This window comes from Pantoea sp. EEL5 (genome assembly GCF_049892805.1).
Lineage (GTDB): Bacteria > Pseudomonadota > Gammaproteobacteria > Enterobacterales > Enterobacteriaceae > Pantoea > Pantoea ananatis.
Genome location: NZ_JBNDNJ010000001.1, coordinates 608070 through 629762 on the forward strand (window position 1 = coordinate 608070; position 21693 = coordinate 629762).

Annotated in this window: 16 protein-coding genes; 7 read left to right on the forward strand and 9 right to left on the reverse strand. The window is 53.1% G+C overall.

Annotated features, from left to right (window positions below; translation table 11 throughout):
* Nucleotides 1-93: 93 nt before the first annotated feature.
* The 3 genes from ompF to pncB all read right to left on the reverse strand — a co-directional run bounded on the left by ompF (nt 94) and on the right by pncB (nt 4281).
* Nucleotides 94-1218, reverse strand: coding sequence for a porin OmpF (gene ompF / locus ACPXSQ_RS02845; RefSeq protein WP_029568574.1), 1125 nt, complete (start codon nt 1216-1218; stop codon nt 94-96).
* Nucleotides 1219-1518: 300 nt separating this feature from the next.
* Entirely contained in the window at nt 1519-2919 is a 1401-nt protein-coding gene (gene asnS / locus ACPXSQ_RS02850; RefSeq protein WP_013025258.1) for an asparagine--tRNA ligase, read from the reverse strand.
* Nucleotides 2920-3075: 156 nt separating this feature from the next.
* Nucleotides 3076-4281, reverse strand: coding sequence for a nicotinate phosphoribosyltransferase (gene pncB, locus ACPXSQ_RS02855; RefSeq protein ID WP_105088521.1), 1206 nt, complete (start codon nt 4279-4281; stop codon nt 3076-3078).
* A 284-nt stretch (nt 4282-4565) separates the two neighbouring features.
* Here pncB and pepN point away from each other — a divergent pair, with 284 nt between their 5' ends.
* Entirely contained in the window at nt 4566-7181 is a 2616-nt protein-coding gene (gene pepN / locus ACPXSQ_RS02860) for an aminopeptidase N (protein ID WP_072138667.1), read from the forward strand.
* A 32-nt stretch (nt 7182-7213) separates the two neighbouring features.
* Here pepN and ssuB read toward each other — a convergent pair whose 3' ends face one another.
* Genes ssuB through ssuE form a run of 5 tightly spaced genes read right to left on the reverse strand, consistent with a single transcriptional unit; the run spans nt 7214 to nt 11475 of the window.
* Nucleotides 7214-8002, reverse strand: coding sequence for an aliphatic sulfonates ABC transporter ATP-binding protein (gene ssuB / locus ACPXSQ_RS02865; protein ID WP_015700642.1), 789 nt, complete (start codon nt 8000-8002; stop codon nt 7214-7216).
* Nucleotides 7999-8790, reverse strand: coding sequence for an aliphatic sulfonate ABC transporter permease SsuC (ssuC, locus tag ACPXSQ_RS02870; protein WP_024470936.1), 792 nt, complete (start codon nt 8788-8790; stop codon nt 7999-8001). The genes ssuB and ssuC overlap by 4 nt, the downstream gene beginning before the upstream one ends.
* Before the next feature lie 10 nt (nt 8791-8800).
* Nucleotides 8801-9949, reverse strand: coding sequence for an FMNH2-dependent alkanesulfonate monooxygenase (gene ssuD, locus ACPXSQ_RS02875; RefSeq protein WP_014593339.1), 1149 nt, complete (start codon nt 9947-9949; stop codon nt 8801-8803).
* A 10-nt stretch (nt 9950-9959) separates the two neighbouring features.
* Complete coding sequence (locus ACPXSQ_RS02880) at nt 9960-10913, reverse strand: sulfonate ABC transporter substrate-binding protein (RefSeq protein ID WP_105087673.1); 954 nt, start codon at nt 10911-10913, stop codon at nt 9960-9962.
* Nucleotides 10914-10923: 10 nt separating this feature from the next.
* Nucleotides 10924-11475: an NADPH-dependent FMN reductase gene (gene ssuE, locus ACPXSQ_RS02885; protein ID WP_013025264.1), complete on the reverse strand. Its 552-nt coding sequence runs from the start codon at nt 11473-11475 to the stop codon at nt 10924-10926.
* A 753-nt stretch (nt 11476-12228) separates the two neighbouring features.
* Between ssuE and ACPXSQ_RS02890 the strand changes: the two genes are divergently transcribed.
* The 4 genes from ACPXSQ_RS02890 (at nt 12229) to ACPXSQ_RS02905 (ending at nt 16423) form a co-directional block, all read left to right on the forward strand.
* Nucleotides 12229-13209: a glycosyltransferase gene (locus ACPXSQ_RS02890; RefSeq protein WP_014606180.1), complete on the forward strand. Its 981-nt coding sequence runs from the start codon at nt 12229-12231 to the stop codon at nt 13207-13209.
* A gap of 83 nt (nt 13210-13292) precedes the next feature.
* Nucleotides 13293-14594, forward strand: a complete 1302-nt coding sequence (locus ACPXSQ_RS02895; protein WP_013025266.1) for a flippase — start codon at nt 13293-13295, stop codon at nt 14592-14594.
* 134 nt (nt 14595-14728) lie between these two features.
* The gene (gene pyrD / locus ACPXSQ_RS02900; RefSeq protein ID WP_013025267.1) at nt 14729-15739 is read left to right on the forward strand and encodes a quinone-dependent dihydroorotate dehydrogenase; all 1011 of its coding nucleotides are present in this window, start codon (nt 14729-14731) and stop codon (nt 15737-15739) included.
* 141 nt (nt 15740-15880) lie between these two features.
* Complete coding sequence (locus ACPXSQ_RS02905) at nt 15881-16423, forward strand: cell division protein ZapC (protein WP_015700640.1); 543 nt, start codon at nt 15881-15883, stop codon at nt 16421-16423.
* Nucleotide 16424: 1 nt separating this feature from the next.
* Here ACPXSQ_RS02905 and ACPXSQ_RS02910 read toward each other — a convergent pair whose 3' ends face one another.
* A complete protein-coding gene (locus ACPXSQ_RS02910; protein WP_064373481.1) occupies nt 16425-17534 on the reverse strand; it encodes a YcbX family protein in 1110 nt (369 codons plus the stop codon).
* 109 nt (nt 17535-17643) lie between these two features.
* Here ACPXSQ_RS02910 and rlmKL point away from each other — a divergent pair, with 109 nt between their 5' ends.
* A complete protein-coding gene (gene rlmKL, locus ACPXSQ_RS02915; RefSeq protein WP_105077326.1) occupies nt 17644-19758 on the forward strand; it encodes a bifunctional 23S rRNA (guanine(2069)-N(7))-methyltransferase RlmK/23S rRNA (guanine(2445)-N(2))-methyltransferase RlmL in 2115 nt (704 codons plus the stop codon).
* Between the two features lie 5 nt (nt 19759-19763).
* Nucleotides 19764-21683 (forward strand): ABC transporter ATP-binding protein, encoded by a 1920-nt coding sequence (locus ACPXSQ_RS02920; RefSeq protein WP_013025271.1) that lies wholly within the window; start codon nt 19764-19766, stop codon nt 21681-21683.
* The last annotated feature ends 10 nt before the right edge of the window (nt 21684-21693 follow it).

Here is a 21693-nt window from a genome sequence, read left to right on the forward strand (position 1 = left end):
AATGTTAACAGTGGGATAGCGCGGGGCTGAGTGCGAGGAAACGGCAATAAAAAACGGAGCCGAAGCTCCGTTTTTTGTACTGCATCAACAAACTTAGAACTGGTAAACCAGACCAACACCAACTACGTCATCGTTAGGAATGCCGAGTGGGTTGTTTTTGTCCAGCTGGTTGATTTTGTAATCAACGTAGGTGGCCATGTTTTTGTTGAAGTAGTAGGTTGCGCCCACATCGAAGTATTTGTAGATATCAGCATCGCCGATACCTTCGATGTCTTTGCCTTTAGACTGAACGTAGGCCAGTGAAGGACGCAGACCGAAGTCGAACTGATACTGAGCAACCATTTCAATGGTCTGTACTTTATTGACGAATGCTGTACCAGTAACGTTAGCACCATTTGCTGGGTTGATGCCCGTGGTAACAGTTACTGGGGTTGAGTTACGGCTTTCACCATACATGGCTGCCAGGTATACGTTATTAGCATCATATTTCAGAGCTGTTGCCCAGTTCTCAGCACGCTTACCTTGACCAATTACATTACCATTGATGTCGGTTGTACCTGCTGCCTGAGTGTTTGTACGGTCTGAGCTGCTGTATGCACCAACAATACCTACACCAATTGGTGAGGTATATGAAGTTGAAATACCGTAACCATCACCATTTGCACGACGCACGTCTGAACGATCATTTTTGCCTTGGTACTGAAGCGCAAAGTTCCAGCCATCCACCAGACCAAAGAAATTGGAGTTACGATAGGTAAGAACACCGGTGCTACGGCCTGTTAAGTAATCATCAGAGTAGCTTGAGTCACCACCAAACACTGGCAGCATATCGGTCCAGCCGATTGCATCGTAAACCACACCGTAGTTACGGCCGTAGTCGATTGAACCTGCATCACCGAATTTCAGACCAGCAAAGCCCAGACGGGTTTTGTTGTCAGTTTGCGCATCAGAACCTTCAGAGTTGTTCGCCTGAATGTTGTATTCCCACTGACCGTAACCGGTCATCTGGTCATTAATCTGGGTTTCACCTTTGAAACCGAAGCGAACATAAGTCTGATCGCCATCGTCGCCAGCGTTATCAGAAAAAGTATGACGTGCATCCACTTTACCGTACAGGTCCAGCTTGTTGCCGTCTTTGTTATAAACTTCTGCTGCGTTGGCTGCGCCGGCGGCGAGCAGAGCAGGGATAACCACTGCCAGAATGTTGCGCTTCATCATTATTTATTACCCTCATTGGAGTTATTTGGACACCTGCCACTGCTGTCAAGAAAACTTTACGTGAACCTTGAAAGAAGTTTGGTGTCTCCTGTGTCTGCACGCATCTTTCCATCCCCCATCGGGTAATTCTACTGCGAAAATGCTACAAAAGTCGTAATCTTGTTTCAAATATAAAAAATGTATTACAAGATGTAAAAATAACGGAACTTTGTGAGTCATATCAAAATTTACAAAAATAAAAAAAGGCCGGCGATGCCGACCTCTTTATATATATGAATTTCTTATATTTAATGCTGAAAATCAGAAGCTCGCGTTGCGTGGCGTCCGTGGGAAGGGGATAACATCTCTTACATTTTGTACGCCGGTGACATAGGCGATTAAACGTTCGAAACCTAATCCAAACCCTGAATGTGGCACGGTGCCATAGCGACGCAGATCGCGATACCACCAGTAATCTTCTTTTTTCAGCCCCATCTCTTCCAGACGCGCATCCAGCACATCCAGACGTTCCTCACGCTGAGAACCGCCAATAATTTCACCAATACCCGGCGCTAACACATCCATCGCGGCCACGGTTTTCCCGTCGTCGTTAAGGCGCATGTAGAACGCCTTAATGTCCTTGGGATAGTTTTTCACTACCACAGGCGCTTTGAAATGCTTCTCGGCAAGATAACGTTCGTGTTCAGAGGACAGATCAATGCCCCATGACACTGGGTTCTCAAAGGTCTGCCCGCAGTTCATCAAGATATCGACGGCATCGGTATAATTGACCTGGGCGAAATCGGTGGTAACAAAACGCTCCAGGCGATTAATCGCATCGTTGTCTACGCGCTCGGCAAAAAATGCCATATCGTCTGCACGCTCATCCAGCACCGCTTTGAAGACATACTTGAGCATGGCTTCCGCCAGGGCTGCCGCATCGTCTAATGAAGCGAACGCAATTTCCGGTTCCAGCATCCAGAACTCTGCCAGATGGCGGCTGGTATTGGAGTTTTCCGCACGGAACGTTGGGCCGAAGGTGTAGATTTTCGACAGGGCGCTGGCGTAGGTTTCACCGTTCAACTGACCTGAAACCGTCAGGAAGGCCTCTTTCCCAAAGAAATCCTCCGAATAGTCGACTTTGCCCTGATCGTTGCGCGGCAGGTTTTCCATGTCCAGCGTCGAAACGCGGAACATCTCACCAGCCCCTTCGGTGTCAGAGGCGGTGATCAGCGGCGTGGAAACCCAAAAGTAGCCGTTCTCATGGAAGAAACGGTGCAGCGCCTGGGCCAGGGTATGACGAACGCGCGCCACGGCGCCAATCAGGTTGGTACGCGGACGCAGGTGGGCCACCTCACGCAGGTATTCGATACTGTGGCGTTTTGCCGCCATTGGATAGCTGTCGGGATCTTCTACCCAGCCCACGACCTCCAGCTTTGTCGCCTGAATTTCGAATGCCTGACCCTGACCCGGAGATGCAACGACCTTACCGGTGACAATGACGGAACAGCCGGTGGTCAGGTGCAGCACTTCGTCCTGATAATTATTCAGAGAATTATTGACGACAGCCTGAACGGGATTAAAGCAGGAGCCGTCATAGACAGCGATAAAGGAAAGACCGGCTTTGGAATCTCTTCGGGTACGCACCCAACCACGTACGGTGACTTCACTGTCAACCGCGACGCGACCGTGCAGTACATCCGCTACAGGCACTACGCTCATAAATATCTCTCTATATAGAAGAAGTGTGTGAATGAATTCCCCAGACTGGGGTGTAGCTATGTTACTTGTGAGTCAACAGGAAACAAGCAAAATTCAGGGGAATAACCGATTTATTGCAGGAAGGCGGGGCGCGATAACGCCCCGATAACTAAGACGCTAGCTGGCTTTTTTAACCAGTGGCAGATCAAAGGCTTTTCTAAGAGCCTTAACGAACGCTTTATCCTGACAGATGGTTTTACCTGGGCTGTCGGAAAGCTTGGCGACCGGCTTACCATTACATTGCACCAGCTTAATCACGATATTGAGCGGCGTAACGCCAGGAATATCACAAGTCAGGCGCGTGCCGATGCCGAAGACGACGTTTGTACGCTGACCAAAGTGGCGATACAGCGCCAGGGATTTTTCCAGATTGAGATTATCTGAGAACACCAGCATTTTCGTGAGCGGATCGATACCCAACTGCTGATAGTGGGCCAGCGCTTTTTCGCCCCACTCAACCGGGTCACCTGAATCGTGACGCAGCCCCTGGTAACGGCGGGCGAACACCGGGCCGAAATCCCGCAGGAAGGCATCCATGGCGATACAGTCCGTGAGTGCAATGCCCAGCTTGTCGTCATATTCATCCAGCCAGGCCTGTAAGGCAGCGCGCTGACTGTTCGCCAGTACCGGACTGATTTGCTGAAAAGCCTGGAACCACTCGTGGGCCTGGGTACCCACTGGCGTGAGTGCGAGGCGACGGGCCAGGTCGTAGTTACTGGTGCCCATCAGCCAGGGAAAATCCTGTTTCAGCGTGCTGACGATCGATTCCTGCACATCCTGGGAATAGCGGCGGCGGGTACCAAAATCCATCAGGCGAAAACGTGACATGTCAGTGTCGGCAACCTGAGTCTTAAAGGTAGCGAGTTTCTGATGCAGAAAATCCACGGCCTGCTGGCTGCTGATGGCCGGTGTACGGTGGCGATGGACCACTTCACTGATCAAGGCCAACAGGGGGACTTCCCACATGATCACTTCCCGCCAGGGGCCCTGGATACGAATAGCCAGCTTGCCATGATGATTGCGAACTTCTACCTGCTGCGGGTCGTAGCGAAAATTTCGCAGCCAGTTAAGGTAGTCATCAGCAAAGAAGGGCAGATCAGATAACCAGGCATATTCAGCATCGGTCAGCGCCAGTGCCTGCATGGCGTCAATGGCTGTACGGATCTCGTCAGCATAAAAACCCAGCAATTCGTCGCTACGGCAGCGAAACTCCGCGGCCACCGTGACATCATGGTAACGGTGGAATACGGCTTGCTGCATATGGAGCTTATAAGCATCCGTATCCAGCAGCGAAGTCAGTATCGGGGAAGCATGTCCTGTCATGGCGCGTTTCGGCATCCTGTTCGGTGGCGCAGAGCCCGGTGTATTAAACGTCGTAAAAGACGCAAAAGTATAAATCACTAAGAGACAGCGATCACAGCATATTTCAGGATAGCGAGTCGAGGACGAAATGTGTCATTGTTAACAAATTGTAGCCATTTTACCTGATGTGCACGTTGTGCATGCTAAGCTCGGCGCATCATGCTTAGACGTTTGACGCGTAGGGCTTATACTTGAGTGAATAATGCAAAGACGTTGATGAATAACTACTTAATGCGGGACGGAATATGACGCAGCAGCCACAAATAAAATATCGACACGATTATCGTGCACCAGACTACACCATCACCGATATCGATTTAACCTTTGAACTCGATGAAAGCACCACGCGGGTGACGGCGGTGAGTCAGGTTAAGCGTCAGGGAGACAGCCAGGCTGAACTGCGTCTGGACGGCGAAGATCTGACGCTGATCTCGCTGGAAGTGGATGGACAGGCCTGGACGGCCTGGCGTGAAGAGGCGGGTTGCCTGGTGCTCAGCCAGTTACCGAACAGCTTTACGCTGAAAATCGTCAATGACATTCATCCCGATCGTAACAGTGCCCTTGAAGGCTTATACAAATCGGGTGAAGCGCTCTGTACCCAGTGTGAAGCCGAAGGCTTTCGGCATATTACCTGGTATTTAGATCGCCCCGACGTGCTGGCACGCTTCACGACCACCGTCATTGCCGACGGCAGCCGTTATCCTTTCCTGCTGTCTAACGGAAATCGCATTGACAGCGGTCAGGACGACAAGGGCCGTAACTGGGTGAAGTGGCAGGATCCGTTTCCTAAGCCCTGTTATTTGTTTGCGCTGGTCGCGGGCGATTTTGACGTGCTGCGTGACAGCTTTACTACGCGTTCGGGTCGGAATGTTGCGTTGGAGATCTTCGTCGATCGCGGCAATCTGGATCGTGCCGACTGGGCGATGACGTCATTAAAGAACAGCATGAAGTGGGATGAGGAGCGTTTCGGCCTGGAGTATGACCTCGACATCTTTATGATTGTTGCGGTGGACTTCTTCAACATGGGGGCCATGGAGAATAAAGGGCTTAACGTTTTCAACTCCAAATACGTGCTGGCCAAAGCCGAAACCGCCACCGATAAAGATTATCTGGGGATTGAGGCGGTCATCGGTCATGAATATTTCCACAACTGGACCGGTAACCGTGTGACCTGTCGCGACTGGTTCCAGCTGAGCCTGAAAGAGGGGCTGACCGTGTTTCGCGATCAGGAGTTCAGTTCCGACCTGGGATCGCGTGCGGTAAACCGAATCGATAATGTGCGTATTATGCGCGGCGCGCAGTTTGCCGAGGACGCCAGCCCGATGGCGCACCCTATCCGCCCGGATCAGGTTATCGAGATGAACAACTTCTACACCTTGACGGTGTATGAAAAGGGATCAGAAGTGATCCGTATGATGCACACCTTGCTGGGCGAAGCGAATTTCCAGAAGGGCATGCAGCTCTATTTCGAACGTCATGACGGTAGCGCGGCGACCTGTGATGATTTCGTTCAGGCCATGGAAGACGCGTCTAACGTTGATCTTTCCCAGTTCCGTCGCTGGTACAGTCAGTCAGGTACACCTACGCTCTCGGTACGTGATGACTACAATCCGGAACTTGAGCAGTACACGCTTCACGTGACGCAGCACACGCCGCCGACGACCGAGCAGAAAGAGAAACTGCCTCTGCATATCCCTCTGGACATCGAACTGTATGACGGACAGGGTAAGGTCATTCCGTTGCAGCACAACGGTCATCCGGTGCATAACGTGTTGAACGTAACGGAAGAGTTCCAGACCTTTATTTTTGACAACGTTTACTTCCAGCCGGTGCCATCGCTGCTGCGTGAGTTTTCCGCGCCGGTGAAGCTCGACTACAAGTGGAGCGACGCGCAGCTGACGTTCCTGATGCGTCATGCAAGCAACGATTTTTCACGTTGGGACGCGGCGCAAAGTCTGTTGGCAACCTACCTGCGCCTCAATGTCGCGCGCCATCAGCAGGGCCAGCATCTGTCGCTGCCGTTGCATGTCGCTGATGCCTTTCGCACGGTGCTGCTGGATGCCAACAGCGATCCGGCGCTGACCGCTCTGATTCTGTCGCTGCCTGGCGAAAACGAAATCGCCGAACTGTTTGAGATTATCGATCCTCAGGCAATTGCACTGGTGCGCGAAGCTCTGGTTCGTACCCTGGCGCGGGAACTGGCAGATGAATTCTTTGCCGTTTATAACGCCAATCAGCAGGCGGAGTACCACGTTGATCATGCGGAAATCGGCAAACGTTCGCTGAAGAACATCTGTCTGTACTATCTGGCGTTTGGTGATATGGATCTGGCGGATAAACTGGTGCAGGCGCAATACCACCATGCCAATAACATGACGGATTCCCTGGCGGCACTCTCCGCTGCGGTGGCGGCACAGTTACCCTGCCGTGATGCGCTGTTAGCCGACTATGATGAGCGCTGGCACAAGGATGGCCTGGTCATGGACAAATGGTTTATGTTGCAGGCTACCAGCCCGGCGCAGAATGCCTTACTCAACGTGCGCCGTTTACTGTCACATCGTTCCTTCAGTATGGGTAACCCGAATCGCATCCGTTCACTGATTGGCGCTTTTGCTTCGGGTAATCCTTCCGCCTTCCACGCCGAAGACGGCAGCGGATATCGTTTCCTGGTGGAGATGCTGACGGATCTGAACACCCGCAATCCGCAGGTGGCTTCGCGTATGATTGAGCCATTAATTCGTCTGAAACGTTACGATGCCCACCGTCAGGCGCTGATGCGCCAGGCGCTGGAACAGTTACAAGGACTGGATAAACTGTCAGGCGATCTGTACGAGAAAATCACCAAGGCACTGAATGCCTGATAAGAAACGGCGGGCAAATGCCCGCCGTTTCTTTAACGCTGTTGCGCGTAGCGGGGAGGCTTTTCTGCCGCGCCGCGGCGCATCACCCGATCCAGCACTTCGGCTTCCAGCTCTGCCAGACGCGCCGAGCCTCGTCGCCGTGGCCGGGGCAAATCGACCTGCAAATCCAGTCCTATCTGGCCTTCCTCTATCAGTAATACCCGATCAGCCATCGCGACCGCTTCACTGACATCGTGCGTGACCAACAGAACCGTGAAGTGGTACTGCTGCCACAGCGATTCGATGAGCTCCTGCATCTCGATTCGCGTTAAGGCGTCCAGCGCACCCAGAGGCTCATCCAGCAACAGCAGGCCGGGACGGTGAATTAACGCCCGGGCCAGTGCCACGCGCTGTTTCTGCCCACCGGATAAAGCGGCAGGCCAGTCTTGCGCTCTGTCCGCCAGGCCTACCGCTTCCAGCGCCTCCAGGGCGGCTTTACGCCATGCCTTGCCACGCAGGCCGAGAGCGACGTTATCAATCACTTTTTTCCACGGCAGCAGTCGCGCATCCTGGAACATTAACCGGGTTTCTTCACGTGCGGTCTGCAGCGGCGCATTGCCTGCCAGCAGCTCGCCCTGGGTCGTGCTTTCCAGACCGGCCAGCAGACGCAGCAGGGTGCTTTTACCGCAACCGCTGCGGCCGACTACGGCAACAAACTGGCCGGAAGGAATATGCAGATCGATATGATTCAGAATGGTGCGTTCACCGTATTTTTTACTGACGCCCTTCACACCTACGGGGGTACCCGCATTCAGACGCGCCGGGCTGGCGGAGTTTATCATGCTGTTTTCTCCTGACGTTGATAGGCCGGATGCCAGCGTAACCAGACGCGTTCCAGCAGCAGTGCGCTGACATCAGCCAGTTTTCCCAGCAGGGCATAAAGAATAATGGCGACCATCACCACATCGGTTTGCAGAAATTCACGGGCATTCATGGCCAGATAGCCAATCCCTGCGTTAGCCGAAATTGTCTCGGCGACGATCAGGGTCAGCCACATCAACCCTAAAGCAAAGCGGACGCCCACCATGATGCTCGGTAACGCACCCGGTAAGATCACCTGAACAAACAGGCTCCAGCCGGATAAGCCGTAGCTACGGGCCATCTCAACCAGCCCACGATCCACATTACGAATACCGTGATAGGTATTCAGGTAGATGGGAAACAGCGTACCCAGCGCCACCAGAAAAATTTTGGCTGACTCATCAATGCCAAACCACAGAATGACCAATGGGATCAGCGCAAGATGGGGCACGTTACGTAACATTTGCAGCGAAGTATCCAGCAAACGCTCACCCAGTCGCGAAGTGCCGGTAATTAATCCCAGTACCAGGCCGAGCGATCCGCCAATGCTGAAGCCAAGTAACGCTCGCCAGCTGCTGATGGCGAGATGCTGCCAGAGCTCTCCGCTGATAGCCAACTGCCAAAAGGTCGTCACAATCTTTTCCGGCGCTGGCAGGATACGGCTGGACAACCAGCCGGTCTGTGACGCAACTTGCCAGACCACCACCAGTAACACCGGCAGCAGCCAGGGCACCAGCGCCGCTGAGAAGGATTGACGTAGTCTGGTCATCGTTATCTCCTCAGGCCCGCGCGGCTTTTTTCTCAGGCGTAAAATCATTGGCGACCGCTTCACCGTGCGCCTGAACAACACGAGGCTGAGGAATCTGGGGAATAGCCAGATCCAGATGGGGGAACAGCAGCTCGCCGACGCGATAAGCCTCTTCCAGATGCGGATAACCAGAGAGAATAAAGGTTTCAATGCCCAGGGCTTCGTACTCTTTCATGCGAGCCGCTACGGTAGGCGCATCGCCAACCAGCGCGGTGCCTGCCCCGCTGCGCACCAGCCCAACGCCAGCCCAAAGGTTGGGGCTGATTTCCAGTTTATCGCGGCGTCCGCCGTGCAGGGCGGCCATGCGCTGTTGGCCTACCGAGTCGGTGCGCTGAAAGGCACTTTGCGCTTTGGCGATGGTGGCATCATCCACATTCGCGATCAGCTTATCGGCTGCCTGCCAGGCTTCCTCATTGGTTTCTCGCACGATGACATGCAGCCGGATGCCAAACCGGACTTTTCGGCCCTGTGCTGCGGCTTTCGCCCGCACCTGCTCAATTTTTTCTTTCACCAGCGCAGGGGGTTCGCCCCATGTCAGATAAACATCGACCTGTTCGGCAGCCAGATCCTGAGCGGGCTCTGACGAACCCCCGAACCACAGCGGCGGACGAGGCTGCTGTACCGGCTTAAACATCAGACGCGCACCTCGTACATGCACGTGCTTGCCTTCGTAATCCACCGTTTCGCCTTCCAGCACGCGGCGCCAGACGCGGGTAAATTCGGCCGATTCTGCATAGCGCTCACGGTGGTCAAGAAAGACGCCATCACCGGCCAGTTCCTCGGGATCGCCCCCGGTCACCAGGTTGAACAACGCGCGTCCGTTGGAAAGACGATCGAGCGTTGCAGCCTGGCGCGCCGCCTGGGTGGGGGAAATCACGCCAGGACGCAGCGCGACAAGGAAGCGCAGACGCTGCGTAACGGGGATCAGCGATGCCGCCACCAGCCAGGCATCCTCGCAGGAACGCCCGGTAGGGATCAGTACGCCGCCAAATCCCAGACGGTCGGCAGCCTGGGCAACCTGTTGTAAATAGGCATGATCAACCGGACGCGCGCCCTCAGCCGTGCCAAGATAATGGCCGTCACCATGGGTTGGAAGGAACCAGAATACGGAAACACTCATTTTTCTCTCCTTATTGCGTCACGGCCTGGGGATGCCAGATGCGCTCGGCAATCGATACTTTTACGGGAATCAGATGATTGGCATAAAACAGATCGGCGGTTTTCTGCTGCATAGCAACCGTGCGCGCACTGACCGGACTGACCGGGCTGGGTGGACGGTGGTCCAGGTTGCTGGCAATGACGGCCTCAGGCAGACCGATCGATGTCGAAAGCAGATGAATACTCTGGTCACGTTCGCTACGCGTCAGGGCTTCGGCATCACTAAAGGCTTTTAACGTCGCTAAGACGAAGTCATTGTGTTCCTGCGCAAAATGGCGGGTTGCAAGGTAGAACGGTCCCGTCTGGTTCAGCGTGGTGCCGTCTTTCAACACGCGGACATTGCCCTGAAGCAGTACGGCAGAATAGTAGGGGTCCCATATTGCCCAGGCGTCCACGTTACCCTGCTGGAAAGCGGCGCGCGCATCGGCTGGCGTCAGATAAACCGGCTGGATATCTTTGATACTGAGACCCGCTTCTTCCAGCGCACGCAACAGCAGATTGTGCGAGCTGGAACCCTTTTGGAACGCCACCTTTTTGCCTTTGAGATCGGCAACCGACTTCAACGGACTGTTCTGGCTGACCAGGATGACCTCAGCTTTCGGCTTAGGCGGCTCTGAGCCGATATACAGCAAATCCGCCCCGGCTGCCTGGGCGAAAATAGGCGGAATATCACCGGTGCTGCCAATATCAATACTGTTAACGTTCAGCGCTTCCAGCATTTGCGGTCCGGCCGGGAATTCGATCCATTGAATACGGGTAGCAGGGAAACGCTTCTCCAGCAGCTGATGCTCCTTGGCCAGCACCATACTGACCGATCCTTTTTGATAGCCGATGCGAACCTGTGTAGGGGCGGGTTCTGCGGCATTCACCTGCGCGCCTGCCACGAACATCCCTGCCATTAACCACGCGCTGATTATTCGTTTCATCATTGTTTCCTTACACAGCCAGGGCAACGGGCTGATGACGTCGTGACAGCGCCAGCCAGAACGTGTGCACCGCTTCCTCCAGACGGGTAGCCAGTACCGGATCCAGTTCCGGCTGGCGATCATAGTGATGAATTTGTTTATCTTCGGCGTAAACACCATGAAGCACTTCTTCGGCTTTCAGGGCGTTTAATACGGGTTTGAGTGCGTAATCCAGCGCCAGCATATGGCCAGCGCTGCCCCCGCTCGCTAACGGCAGCACCACTTTGTGGGCCAGCGCGCGTTCAGGTAACAGATCCAAAACGGTTTTTAGCGCGCCCGAGAAAGACGCCTTATAAACCGGCGTGGCAATGACCAGGCCATCAGCCTGAGCCAGGTCTTCACTCAGTGCGAGAATAGCCGGGGAATCGAAGCGGGCGTTGATCAGATCCTCAGGCTGAAAGTTATGAATATTCCAGGGTATAACCTCAACACCGGATGCTTCCAGTTTGCGCTGGCACAGCGCTAATAACGATGTGGACCGTGAAGGAAATCTCGGACTACCTGCCAGGGTGAGCACTCTCATTACGACTCCTTATAACTGAAAGTTATTGATTATCTTTTGTTGAGAACTGATGCTTTCATCCTGGCAGAGGCGACGGCACGGCTTAAATGATTTTTCTGACAATCTAAAGGTGAAAACCGGCAAAAGGCCTGAAGCGAGACCGCCGCGTTTCTGAGAAAGACCTGATGCGACAAATCTTAAAAACGCCAGGACGGGCGAGTCGATACATTAATCCGGGTGAATAAAATTCGTTTAAACCCGGAAATCCGTACATTTGGTTACTTGAGTATCAGAAAAGTGAGACATTCAGGTAAAACGAAAAACACGCCTTTCGCTTTTTTAAATTCACAGGAGGAAGGAAAAAGAAAAAAGAATTAAAATTCAATGTTATTTAACGCGATGGCGAGAGGGGATTAGGAATAGTTGCATCAGGCGGTGCGTGTTAAGCGCAGCAGTCTGGCGAAGTTTTTAACAACAATTCATTTTTAGTTACAGATGTCCGGCCTGAAACCCCCCTGAACAGGCGGCTGTGCCTAAATGGTTCCTCAACGGGAAGATGATTATCAGCGAGCTATTCTTCAGATTTTCTAACCATGGTTTTTGTCACATTCGGACCCTGTTGAGATTGAGGCAGGCATTTTAGTCATTCAGGCAGTAAAATGTCTCTGCTCAATGTAAGCGCCTGTTATTTTAAAATTACTATTCGCCTTTGGTCAGTGCCTGTCTCGGGCTGGTGGATTTATTTGTCCTTTTCTAACAGCAGAGAAAACCTGTATGTCTGACATCCTGTTATCGGTCATTATTCCCACTTACAATGTTGAAAAATATATTGTCGAATGTGTGGATTCATTATTAAGACAAATTAGCGCGCCAAACGAAATTATCATTGTTAACGACAGTTCTACCGATGGAACCGTGGCGTTAATTGAACAGCACTATGGCCATCTTCCTCAGGTGAAACTGATCACTATTGCCAACGGTGGCGCAGGTAATGCGCGTGATAAAGGCGTTGAGGTCGCTGAAGGTCAGTTCGTTTTCTTTTGCGACCCGGATGATGTGGTGGTAGAAGGATTCGTCAATGAGCTGGCCCAGGTTGTCGACAATTATCCCGATACCGATTTATTTTGTTTTAATTCCAGCGCTTACCGCGAAGACAAACCGGACGTGACGTGGCCTAAAGTCAGGCATAACCTGACCGGCATTCAGAAGCCACAGGATGTCCTGCTAAGTTTGCTGCATAATGGCTCCTATACGTCGGCGGCCTGGAATTATGTGGTAAGAAAAACCGTTATCCAGCAGCATCATTTGCGCTTCGTCGATCGCGTGCATGAAGATCACAAATTTACCTTATCGGTATTTATGCATTGCCAACAGGCATGGGTCACTCGCCAGACGTATTACAAACAGCGTATCCGCGTTGGATCACTGACTAACAGCAGTAAAAGTCCATCCTTTTTCGCCCAACGTTACAATGCGTTTATTGCCACCTATGACACCTTATGTTGTGCGCAGACCCAAAGTGAATTAAAAAAGGCGCTGGAAAAAGCTTACCTTATTCACTCCTTCCGTTTAATGATCTATCTGTCGCTCTACAATCAAACGCCTGTACCGGAATATGTGCTCAATGCGATTCGATATCTGGGGCGCCGAATTAAAGCCGGCAGCCTCAAAGAATGGCTGCTGCTTAACCGTCCGGAAACCTTCATTTTATTGCAAAGCCATAAAGTGAAGAAAGAACTCAAACGCGTTCCGTAATTCCTAAAAATGGGACCTGATGTTGTTTGCACCTGAGCGAAATGAGAAGGTGAGACATGCAATGTGTATAAGGTTGTTGCGACATGGCAAAAGTGCTCGATAAAAGTTTAGTAGTGAATATCTTATCTTTGCTGGCGTACCGGGGAGCCTCGTTCCTGTTTCCGCTGGCGACGCTCCCCTATCTGGCGCGCGTGCTGGGGGTGGACCATATGGGGATTCTGGCGCTGGCGATTGCCTGCGTCCTTTACTGCAGTACCATCTCCGACTGGGGATTCAATGTTTTTACCACTAAGGACATTGCCCATCACCGTGACGATAAGGCACGTGTTACCCAGCTTTTTTGGTCCACCTTTAACGCCAAGCTGATGCTGTTACTGGTTACCAGCGGTACGTTACTCACTGCGACGTGGTTTAATCCGTCCTGGCATTCGCTGTTCTTTATTATTCTGGCCAACTGCACCACCTTAATCGGCTCACTGTTTTCGTTTGGTTGGTTAATGCAGGGCTTCGAAAAGCTGGGCAAAACCGCAGTGATTGCCACTTTTGGTAACTTTTGTGCCATTCCGCTCACGTTCCTACTGGTTAAAACGCCGGACGATACCTGGCTGGCTGCGTTGATACCGGGCGCGGTATCGATCATCAATGCCATCATTACGCTGAAGTTTGTGCTGGAAATGAAGGTGATTGGCGCGTATCGCTTTGAACCACGCGAAATCAAACAGCGCATTACCGACAGTGCCGATGTCTTTATTGCCATCGCAGGTGCCAATCTGTTTAACAGCGTAAACGTCGTGATTCTGGCGTCGTTTACCTCGCACTATATGGTGGGGATCTATAACGGTGCGGACAGGCTGCGCAAGGCCGCCAACTCGGTGCCGGAGCAGATTGGTAGCGCGTTTTTCCCCCGCGTAAGCCACTTATTTGGGCGTGATAAAGCCGCTGCAGTGGCGGCGACGCGCAAAAGCCTGATGCTGTCGTTTGCGTTGAGCCTGTCTATCGTGATCTTCACCTGGCTGTTTGCCGATGAGGTTGTCGCACTGCTGTTAGGGAAAGACTTCCTGCCGTCAGCGGATGTGCTGCGCGTCTTTGTACTCTGCTTCCTGTTTGGCAATATTGCCTATCCGGCGGGCCTGCAGATTTTGATTCCGCATGGACTGGCGCGGCAACGTATGATGGTAATGATGGTTGCGGGGGTGGTTAACGTCCCGGTGTGCTGTCTGCTGGCATGGAAGTTTGGGGCCATCGGTGCGGCCTGGTCGATGGTGCTGGCCGAGGTGCTGGTCTGTATTGGTATCTTCGGCATTATGGTGCGGCATAACATCTGGCGCGACTATGCTTTCCCGGACAGGCTGAATTCCCGTACAGCAAACGATTCCGTTGTGTAAGATCAAAACAACTTTAAACAGTCTCCCGACTTAGCGCCCCGCGATTTACTTTTGCGCCAGAGCACCTTACCATTCTGGCGCACAATTTCCCGTGCACTGATTTTCACCATCGCTTCCGTCTTCCAGGAGAGTGCATGTTTTACTCAATTGTCCGACCGGCGTTGTTCAGGCTCGATCCTGAACGTGCGCACCATCTCACCTTTCAGCAATTACGCTTTATGAGCGGCACGCCGCTGGAAATGATCATTCGCCAGCATTTACCCTCGCGTCCGGTTACCTGCATGGGGCTGACCTTCGACAATGCTCTTGGCCTGGCGGCGGGCCTGGATAAAAACGCCGAGTGTATTGATGCATTTGGGGCAATGGGGTTCGGCTTTGTGGAGGTCGGAACAGTCACGCCGCGCGCGCAGGCGGGCAATGACAAGCCACGCATGTTTCGCTTAGTGGAAGCCGAAGGGATTATTAACCGCATGGGATTTAATAATCTCGGCGTTGATAACCTGGTTGAAAACGTAAAAAAATCCCGCTTTAAAGGCGTGCTCGGGATCAATATTGGCAAAAATAAAGACACACCCGTGGAGCAGGGAAAAGACGATTATCTGATCTGTATGGAGAAGGTGTACGCGCACGCCGGTTATATTGCGATCAATATTTCATCACCCAATACGCCGGGTTTACGCTCGTTACAATATGGTGAGGCGCTGGACGATCTGCTCATTTCCATAAAAGCCAAACAGAAAGATCTGGAAAAACGGCATCTCAAATATGTGCCGGTGGCTGTTAAGATCGCGCCGGATCTTTCTGAAGACGAATTGATCCAGGTTGCCGACAGTTTAATACGTCACCAAATTGATGGTGTCATTGCGACCAATACCACGCTCGATCGTTCTCTGGTAAAGGGCCTGAAATATGGCGAAGAAATCGGTGGATTAAGTGGTCGTCCGGTACAGTCGCGCAGTACCGCCGTCATCCAGCGACTGTCGCAGGAGTTACAGGGAAGATTGCCCATTATTGGCGTAGGCGGTATTGATTCGCTTACTGCTGCGCGTGAAAAAATAGCAGCGGGCGCGACGTTGGTTCAAATTTATTCTGGCTTTATTTATAAAGGGCCCAGTTTAATTAAAGATATCGTGACCCATATCTAAGACATTCGCCATAATAATGCGCTGGGGGGTTTATTTATCCCTCCGGCTCGTTTATATTTTGTCCTGTTGCACGATTTTTCAGCATGCATTTTTATTTTATGGATTTTTAGCTTTAGCGCAGCGGTAAATACAGGGCACATGATGAAAATTAAACCCGATGACAAATGGCGTTGGTTCTACGACGCAGAGCACGACCGTATGATGCTCGATCTGGCTGACGGTATGCTTTTTCGTTCCCGCTATGCACGTAAAATGCTAACCCCTGATGCTTTCACCGAATCCGGATTCTGTGTTGACGATGCGGCTCTTTATTTCACGTTCGAAGAGAAGTGTCGTCAAAGCCCGCTAAGCAGCGACCAGCGTGCCGAGCTGGTTTTAAATGCGCTGGTTGCCGCACGTTTCCTCAAGCCACTGATGCCGAAAAGCTGGCATTTCTCCGCGCACCGCCAGCCTATGCAGCCTGCGGTGGGTGAGATGGTGGCGGTGACGCTGGCGGACAGCGGCGAGCAGGCGCGTCTGCTGGTGGTTGAAAACGGTGATAATGCCGCACTCTGCTTACTGGCACAGCCCGCTCTGACGCTGGCGGGCAAGGGGATGGTGCTCGGCGATGCGATTAAAGTGATGAACGATCGGCTACAACCGCACCAGCAGGAAAAAACCACGCGCTATGCGCGCGCGGTGTAATTCAGAGCACCTCGATATCGCTTGCAGGAATACAGCTGCAACTCAATATAGTGCCATCGTGACGGATGGCGCTTTGCTTTAAGGCGTTCACCTTTCCCGCAACCAGCGTTATTTTACAACTGCCGCACAGACCCGCCCGACACGAATAGGGGATGCGAAAGCCCTGGGCTTCAAGCTGCTCAAGTAAGACCTGCTGATTATCACCGCTGAAACGCTGGCCCTGCCAGGTGATGGTTACCTGCGCGGCGGGTTGCCGTTGCGGTTTCAGTGTTTCAGTCACCTCTCCTGGACCATAGGCGCGCGGCGACTGGCGTTTCAGTATCCTGACGGCGTCGCCAGCGCGAATAATACCGCTGTTGAGCGCGATCAGATTCAGGCCAAAATCAATGTCCCCGCTGCCGTCCTGCGCTGTCCGAAAGCCCTGCAGCGTGGTCAAAGGTTGCCCCTCAGGATGCTTCTGACCACTTTCCACGCCAATCGTGGTAAAAACACAGCGGCTACAGGGTTTTGGAACGGCGAAATTAACCTGACCGATAGCGATCTCCGCCCAGCTGTCTTCATCCCACGCAGGTGCGCCACTCACGACCAGGTTTGGCCTGAATTGTTCGATTCGCACGCTGGCGGGACAGCGCTGCTGTAAATCCTGCAGCGAAGCACTGTTCACGAGCAGGTAGGGATATCCATCGGCAAAGCCCAGTGGCACATCGGTAAAACGTTTGACGCGGCGTGAAGGCTGCGGTCCGACCCAGCGTAGCTGCACCGGTCGTGGAAAGAACGCACTCAGCCACTGGTTGATCGTCTCGGGGGCGATTCGTGAGGTAAACGTATTGCCCCAGACCTCCGTGGGCTGCTCAGCATGGGTAAAGTCGGCAAAACGAATGAGTGACTGGCTCCCGTCGGGGGCCTGTAAGAACAGACCGTCTGGCGTAATCGCCGGCGTGAACTGCACCATCTCCGGAAACTGACGCGCCGTAATAAAGGTTCCGTCAGGTTCGGTCACCATAAAAATACGGTCATAGGTTAACCCGCTACTGGCAGCCCAGGCATGTGAGACCTGCAACCCGCGCATGGATTTTACGGGATGGATAAATAAGCGGGAAAGCGTGATCATGAAAGTCTCCAGAAGCGGGCGCGCAAGACAAAAGAAGCTAACTTTATGACATAGGTCTGCGATTCGCTATAATGCGCAACAATTTTCTCAAGAGTAAAAAAGTGACGATATGAATTCTCTGTTTGCCAGCACGGCGCGTGGGCTCGAAGAGCTGTTAAAAAATGAGCTGGACGCGCTGGGCGCGCAGGATTTGCAAGTGGTACAGGGAGGCGTTCACTTCAAGGCCGATGACCGCGTAATGTACCAAAGCCTGATGTGGAGTCGTCTGGCTTCGCGTATTTTGCTGCCTCTGACTGAGGTCGGCGTTTACAGCGATCTCGATCTCTATCTGGGCGTGCAGGGCATTGACTGGCCCGCCATGTTCGGTAGCGACAAAACCTTCGTGGTGCACTTTAATGGCACCAACGATGAGATCCGTAACAGCCAGTTTGGCGCGCTGCGCGTCAAAGATGCGATTGTCGACAGTTTTACCCGTCGTAACCTGGCACGCCCGGACGTCGATCGTGAACAGGCCGATATTCGTATTAACGTCTGGCTTGATGACGACCGCGCCAGTATAGCTCTGGACTTAAGCGGCAGTGCCCTGCATCAGCGCGGCTATCGTCAGCAAACGGGTCAGGCGCCGCTGAAAGAAAACCTGGCCGCAGCGATTGTGATGCGTTCAGGCTGGCAGCCGTCTACGCCGCTCATCGATCCGATGTGTGGTTCAGGCACGTTACTGATCGAAGCTGCGCTGATGGCCTGCGACCGCGCGCCGGGTTTACTGCGTAACCAATGGGGCTTCACGGCATGGGCCGGTTTTAACGAAAGCCTGTGGCGCGAGGTCAGGAGCGATGCTCAGGCCCGTGCCCGTGCCGGGACGGCGGCGTGCCAGGCGCGCTTTTTTGGTTATGACAATAATGGACGGGTGCTGGAATGGGCAAAAGCGAATGCACGTCGTGCCGGCGTTTTTGAACTGTTCACCTTTGGCCAACAGGATTTGCTGAAGCTGCAGAATCCTCTTCAGACTGAGGTGACGGGAACGGTGCTCAGTAACCCACCTTACGGTGAACGTCTTGAAAGTGAGCCTGCGCTTATTGCGCTGCACAGCCAGCTTGGCCGGTTGATGAAGCAGCACTTCGCCGGCTGGAATCTGTCGCTGTTTAGCGCATCGCCCGAACTACTGAGCTGTCTGCAACTGCGTGCCGACCGTCAGTTCAAAGCCAAAAATGGCCCGCTGGACTGTGTGCAGAAAAACTATCAGCTGTCGGCCAACAGCGCTGAGCGCGGTAATCAGATTGCTGAAGATTACGCGAACCGCTTGCGCAAAAACCTCAAGAAGCTGGATAAGTGGGCGCGCCAGGAAGGTATCGAGTGCTACCGCATTTATGACGCCGATCTGCCGGACTATAATGTGGCCGTGGATCGCTATGCGGACTGGGTGGTGGTGCAGGAATATGCGCCACCCAAAACCATCGACGCGAATAAAGCCCGTCAGCGCCTGTTTGACGTGATTAGTGCCACGCTGAGCGTGCTGGAGCTGCCGTCAAACCGCTTAATCCTCAAGACGCGCGAACGTCAGAAGGGCAAAGCGCAGTATCAAAAGCTGAGTGAGAAGGGCGACTATTTTGAAGTGCAGGAATTTAACGCCCGTTTCCTGGTGAACCTGACTGACTATCTGGATACGGGATTGTTCCTCGATCACCGTATTGCCCGCAAGATGCTGGGTCAGATGAGTCAGGGCAAGGATTTCCTGAACCTGTTTGCTTACACCGGCTCTGCCAGCGTGCATGCGGGTCTGGGCGGCGCACGCTCTACCACCACCGTGGATATGTCGCGTACCTATCTGGAGTGGGCAGAGCGTAACCTGCGGCTGAACGGCCTCACCGGTCGTCAGCATCGCCTGCTGCATGCCGACTGCCTGAGCTGGCTGAACGAGAGCGACGAAAATTTCGACCTGATCTTTATCGATCCGCCCACGTTCTCTAACTCAAAACGTATGGAAGAGAGTTTTGATGTGCAGCGCGATCATATGATGCTGATGCGTAACCTGAAACGGCTGTTGCGTAAAGGCGGTACTATCATGTTCTCGAATAATAAACGTGGTTTCAAAATGGATCTGGATGGCCTTAACGCATTGGGGCTCCAGGCTCAGGACATCACTCAGAAAACCCTGTCACAGGATTTTGCGCGTAATCGCCAAATTCATAACTGCTGGCTGATCACTCATGCTGGTAAGGAATAAGTTTCATGTCATTGATTAGTATCCACGGCGCTTATCTGTCTTTTAGCGATGCGCCTCTGTTAGACAATACCGAACTGCATATCGAAGAAAATGAGCGCGTGTGTCTGGTTGGCCGAAACGGGGCGGGCAAATCCACACTAATGAAAATCATCAACGGCGAGCAGCCGCTGGATGACGGACGCATCATTTATGAAACCGATCTGGTCGTGGCGCGGCTCCAGCAGGATCCGCCGCGCAATATCACCGGATCAGTTTATGATTTTGTGGCAGAGGGCGTCGAAGAGCAGGCGGAGCATCTCAAAGCTTACCATGCGATCTCGCACCAGGTGATGGACGATCCCAGTGATAAAAATCTCAATGAGATGGCGCGTCTGCAGGGCATCCTGGATCATCACAATTTGTGGCAGCTGGAAAGTCGTATCATGGACGTGCTGCAGCAGATTGGTCTGTCGCCGGACACAGAACTGTCGTCTCTGTCCGGTGGCTGGTTGCGTAAAGCCGCGCTGGGGCGTGCGCTGGTCAGTAATCCTCGCGTACTGATGCTGGACGAGCCAACCAACCACCTTGATATTGAAACGATTGACTGGCTGGAGACCTTCCTGAAAAGCTTCAGCGGCAGTATCGTCTTTATCTCTCACGACCGTTCTTTTATCCGTAATATGGCCACCCGTATTGTGGATCTGGACCGCGGCAAGCTGGTTTCCTGGCCGGGTAACTACGACGCGTATCTGGAAGGCAAAGAAGAAGCCCTGCGCGTTGAAGAGATGCAAAATGCTGAGTTTGACCGCAAGCTGGCACAGGAAGAAGTCTGGATCCGTCAGGGCATCAAAGCACGTCGAACCCGTAATGAAGGCCGCGTTCGGGCGTTAAAAGCCTTACGTCGCGAGCGTTCAGAACGCCGTGAAGTCATGGGCAAAGCCAATATGCAGGTCGGTGAAGCATCACGCTCCGGCAAAATTGTCTTTGAACTGGAAAACGTGGACTACGCGGTAGACGGCAAGCAGCTGGTGAAAGATTTCTCAGCCCAGGTGCAGCGCGGGGACAAGATCGCCCTGATTGGGCCGAACGGCTGTGGTAAAACCACGTTACTGCGTCTGATGCTGCAACAGCTGAAGGCCGATCACGGTCGTGTGCACTCCGGAACCAAACTTGAAGTGGCCTATTTCGACCAGCACCGTGCGGAACTCGATCCCGATCGGACCGTGATGGACAACCTGGCGGAAGGCAAACAAGAGGTGCTGGTCAATGGTAAACCGCGTCACGTGTTGGGCTATCTGCAGGATTTCCTGTTCCATCCTAAACGCGCGATGACGCCGGTCAGGGCGCTGTCGGGTGGGGAGCGTAACCGCCTGCTGCTGGCGCGTCTGTTCCTGCGTCCCAGTAACCTGATGATCCTTGATGAACCGACCAATGACCTTGATGTGGAAACGCTGGAGCTGCTGGAAGAGCTCATCGACGGTTACCAGGGCACAGTGCTGCTGGTCAGTCACGATCGTCAGTTCGTTGACAACACCGTAACCGAATGCTGGATTTTTGAAGGCAACGGCGAGATAGGGACCTTTGTCGGCGGCTATCACGATGCGCAGCAGCAGCGCGCAGCGTACAAACAGCAAAAGGTGCAGGGCTCAGCAAAGGGGACAAATAGTGCCCTCAAGCCTGCCGATGCGAAAAATGACGCTGCCAAACGTAACGCGAACAAACTAAGCTATAACCTGACGCGTGAACTGGAACAGTTACCGCAAAAGCTGGAACAGTTAGAGGCGCGTATTGGCGAGCTTCAGGCCAAAATGAGTCATCCGGATTTTTTCAGTCAGCCACACGATAAAACGCAGCCGGTGCTCGATGAACTGGCTGACGTCGAACAGCAGCTGGAAACCGCCTTTGCGCGTTGGGAAGAGCTGGAATCAATGAGAAACGGCGCATAGTCATTAAGGG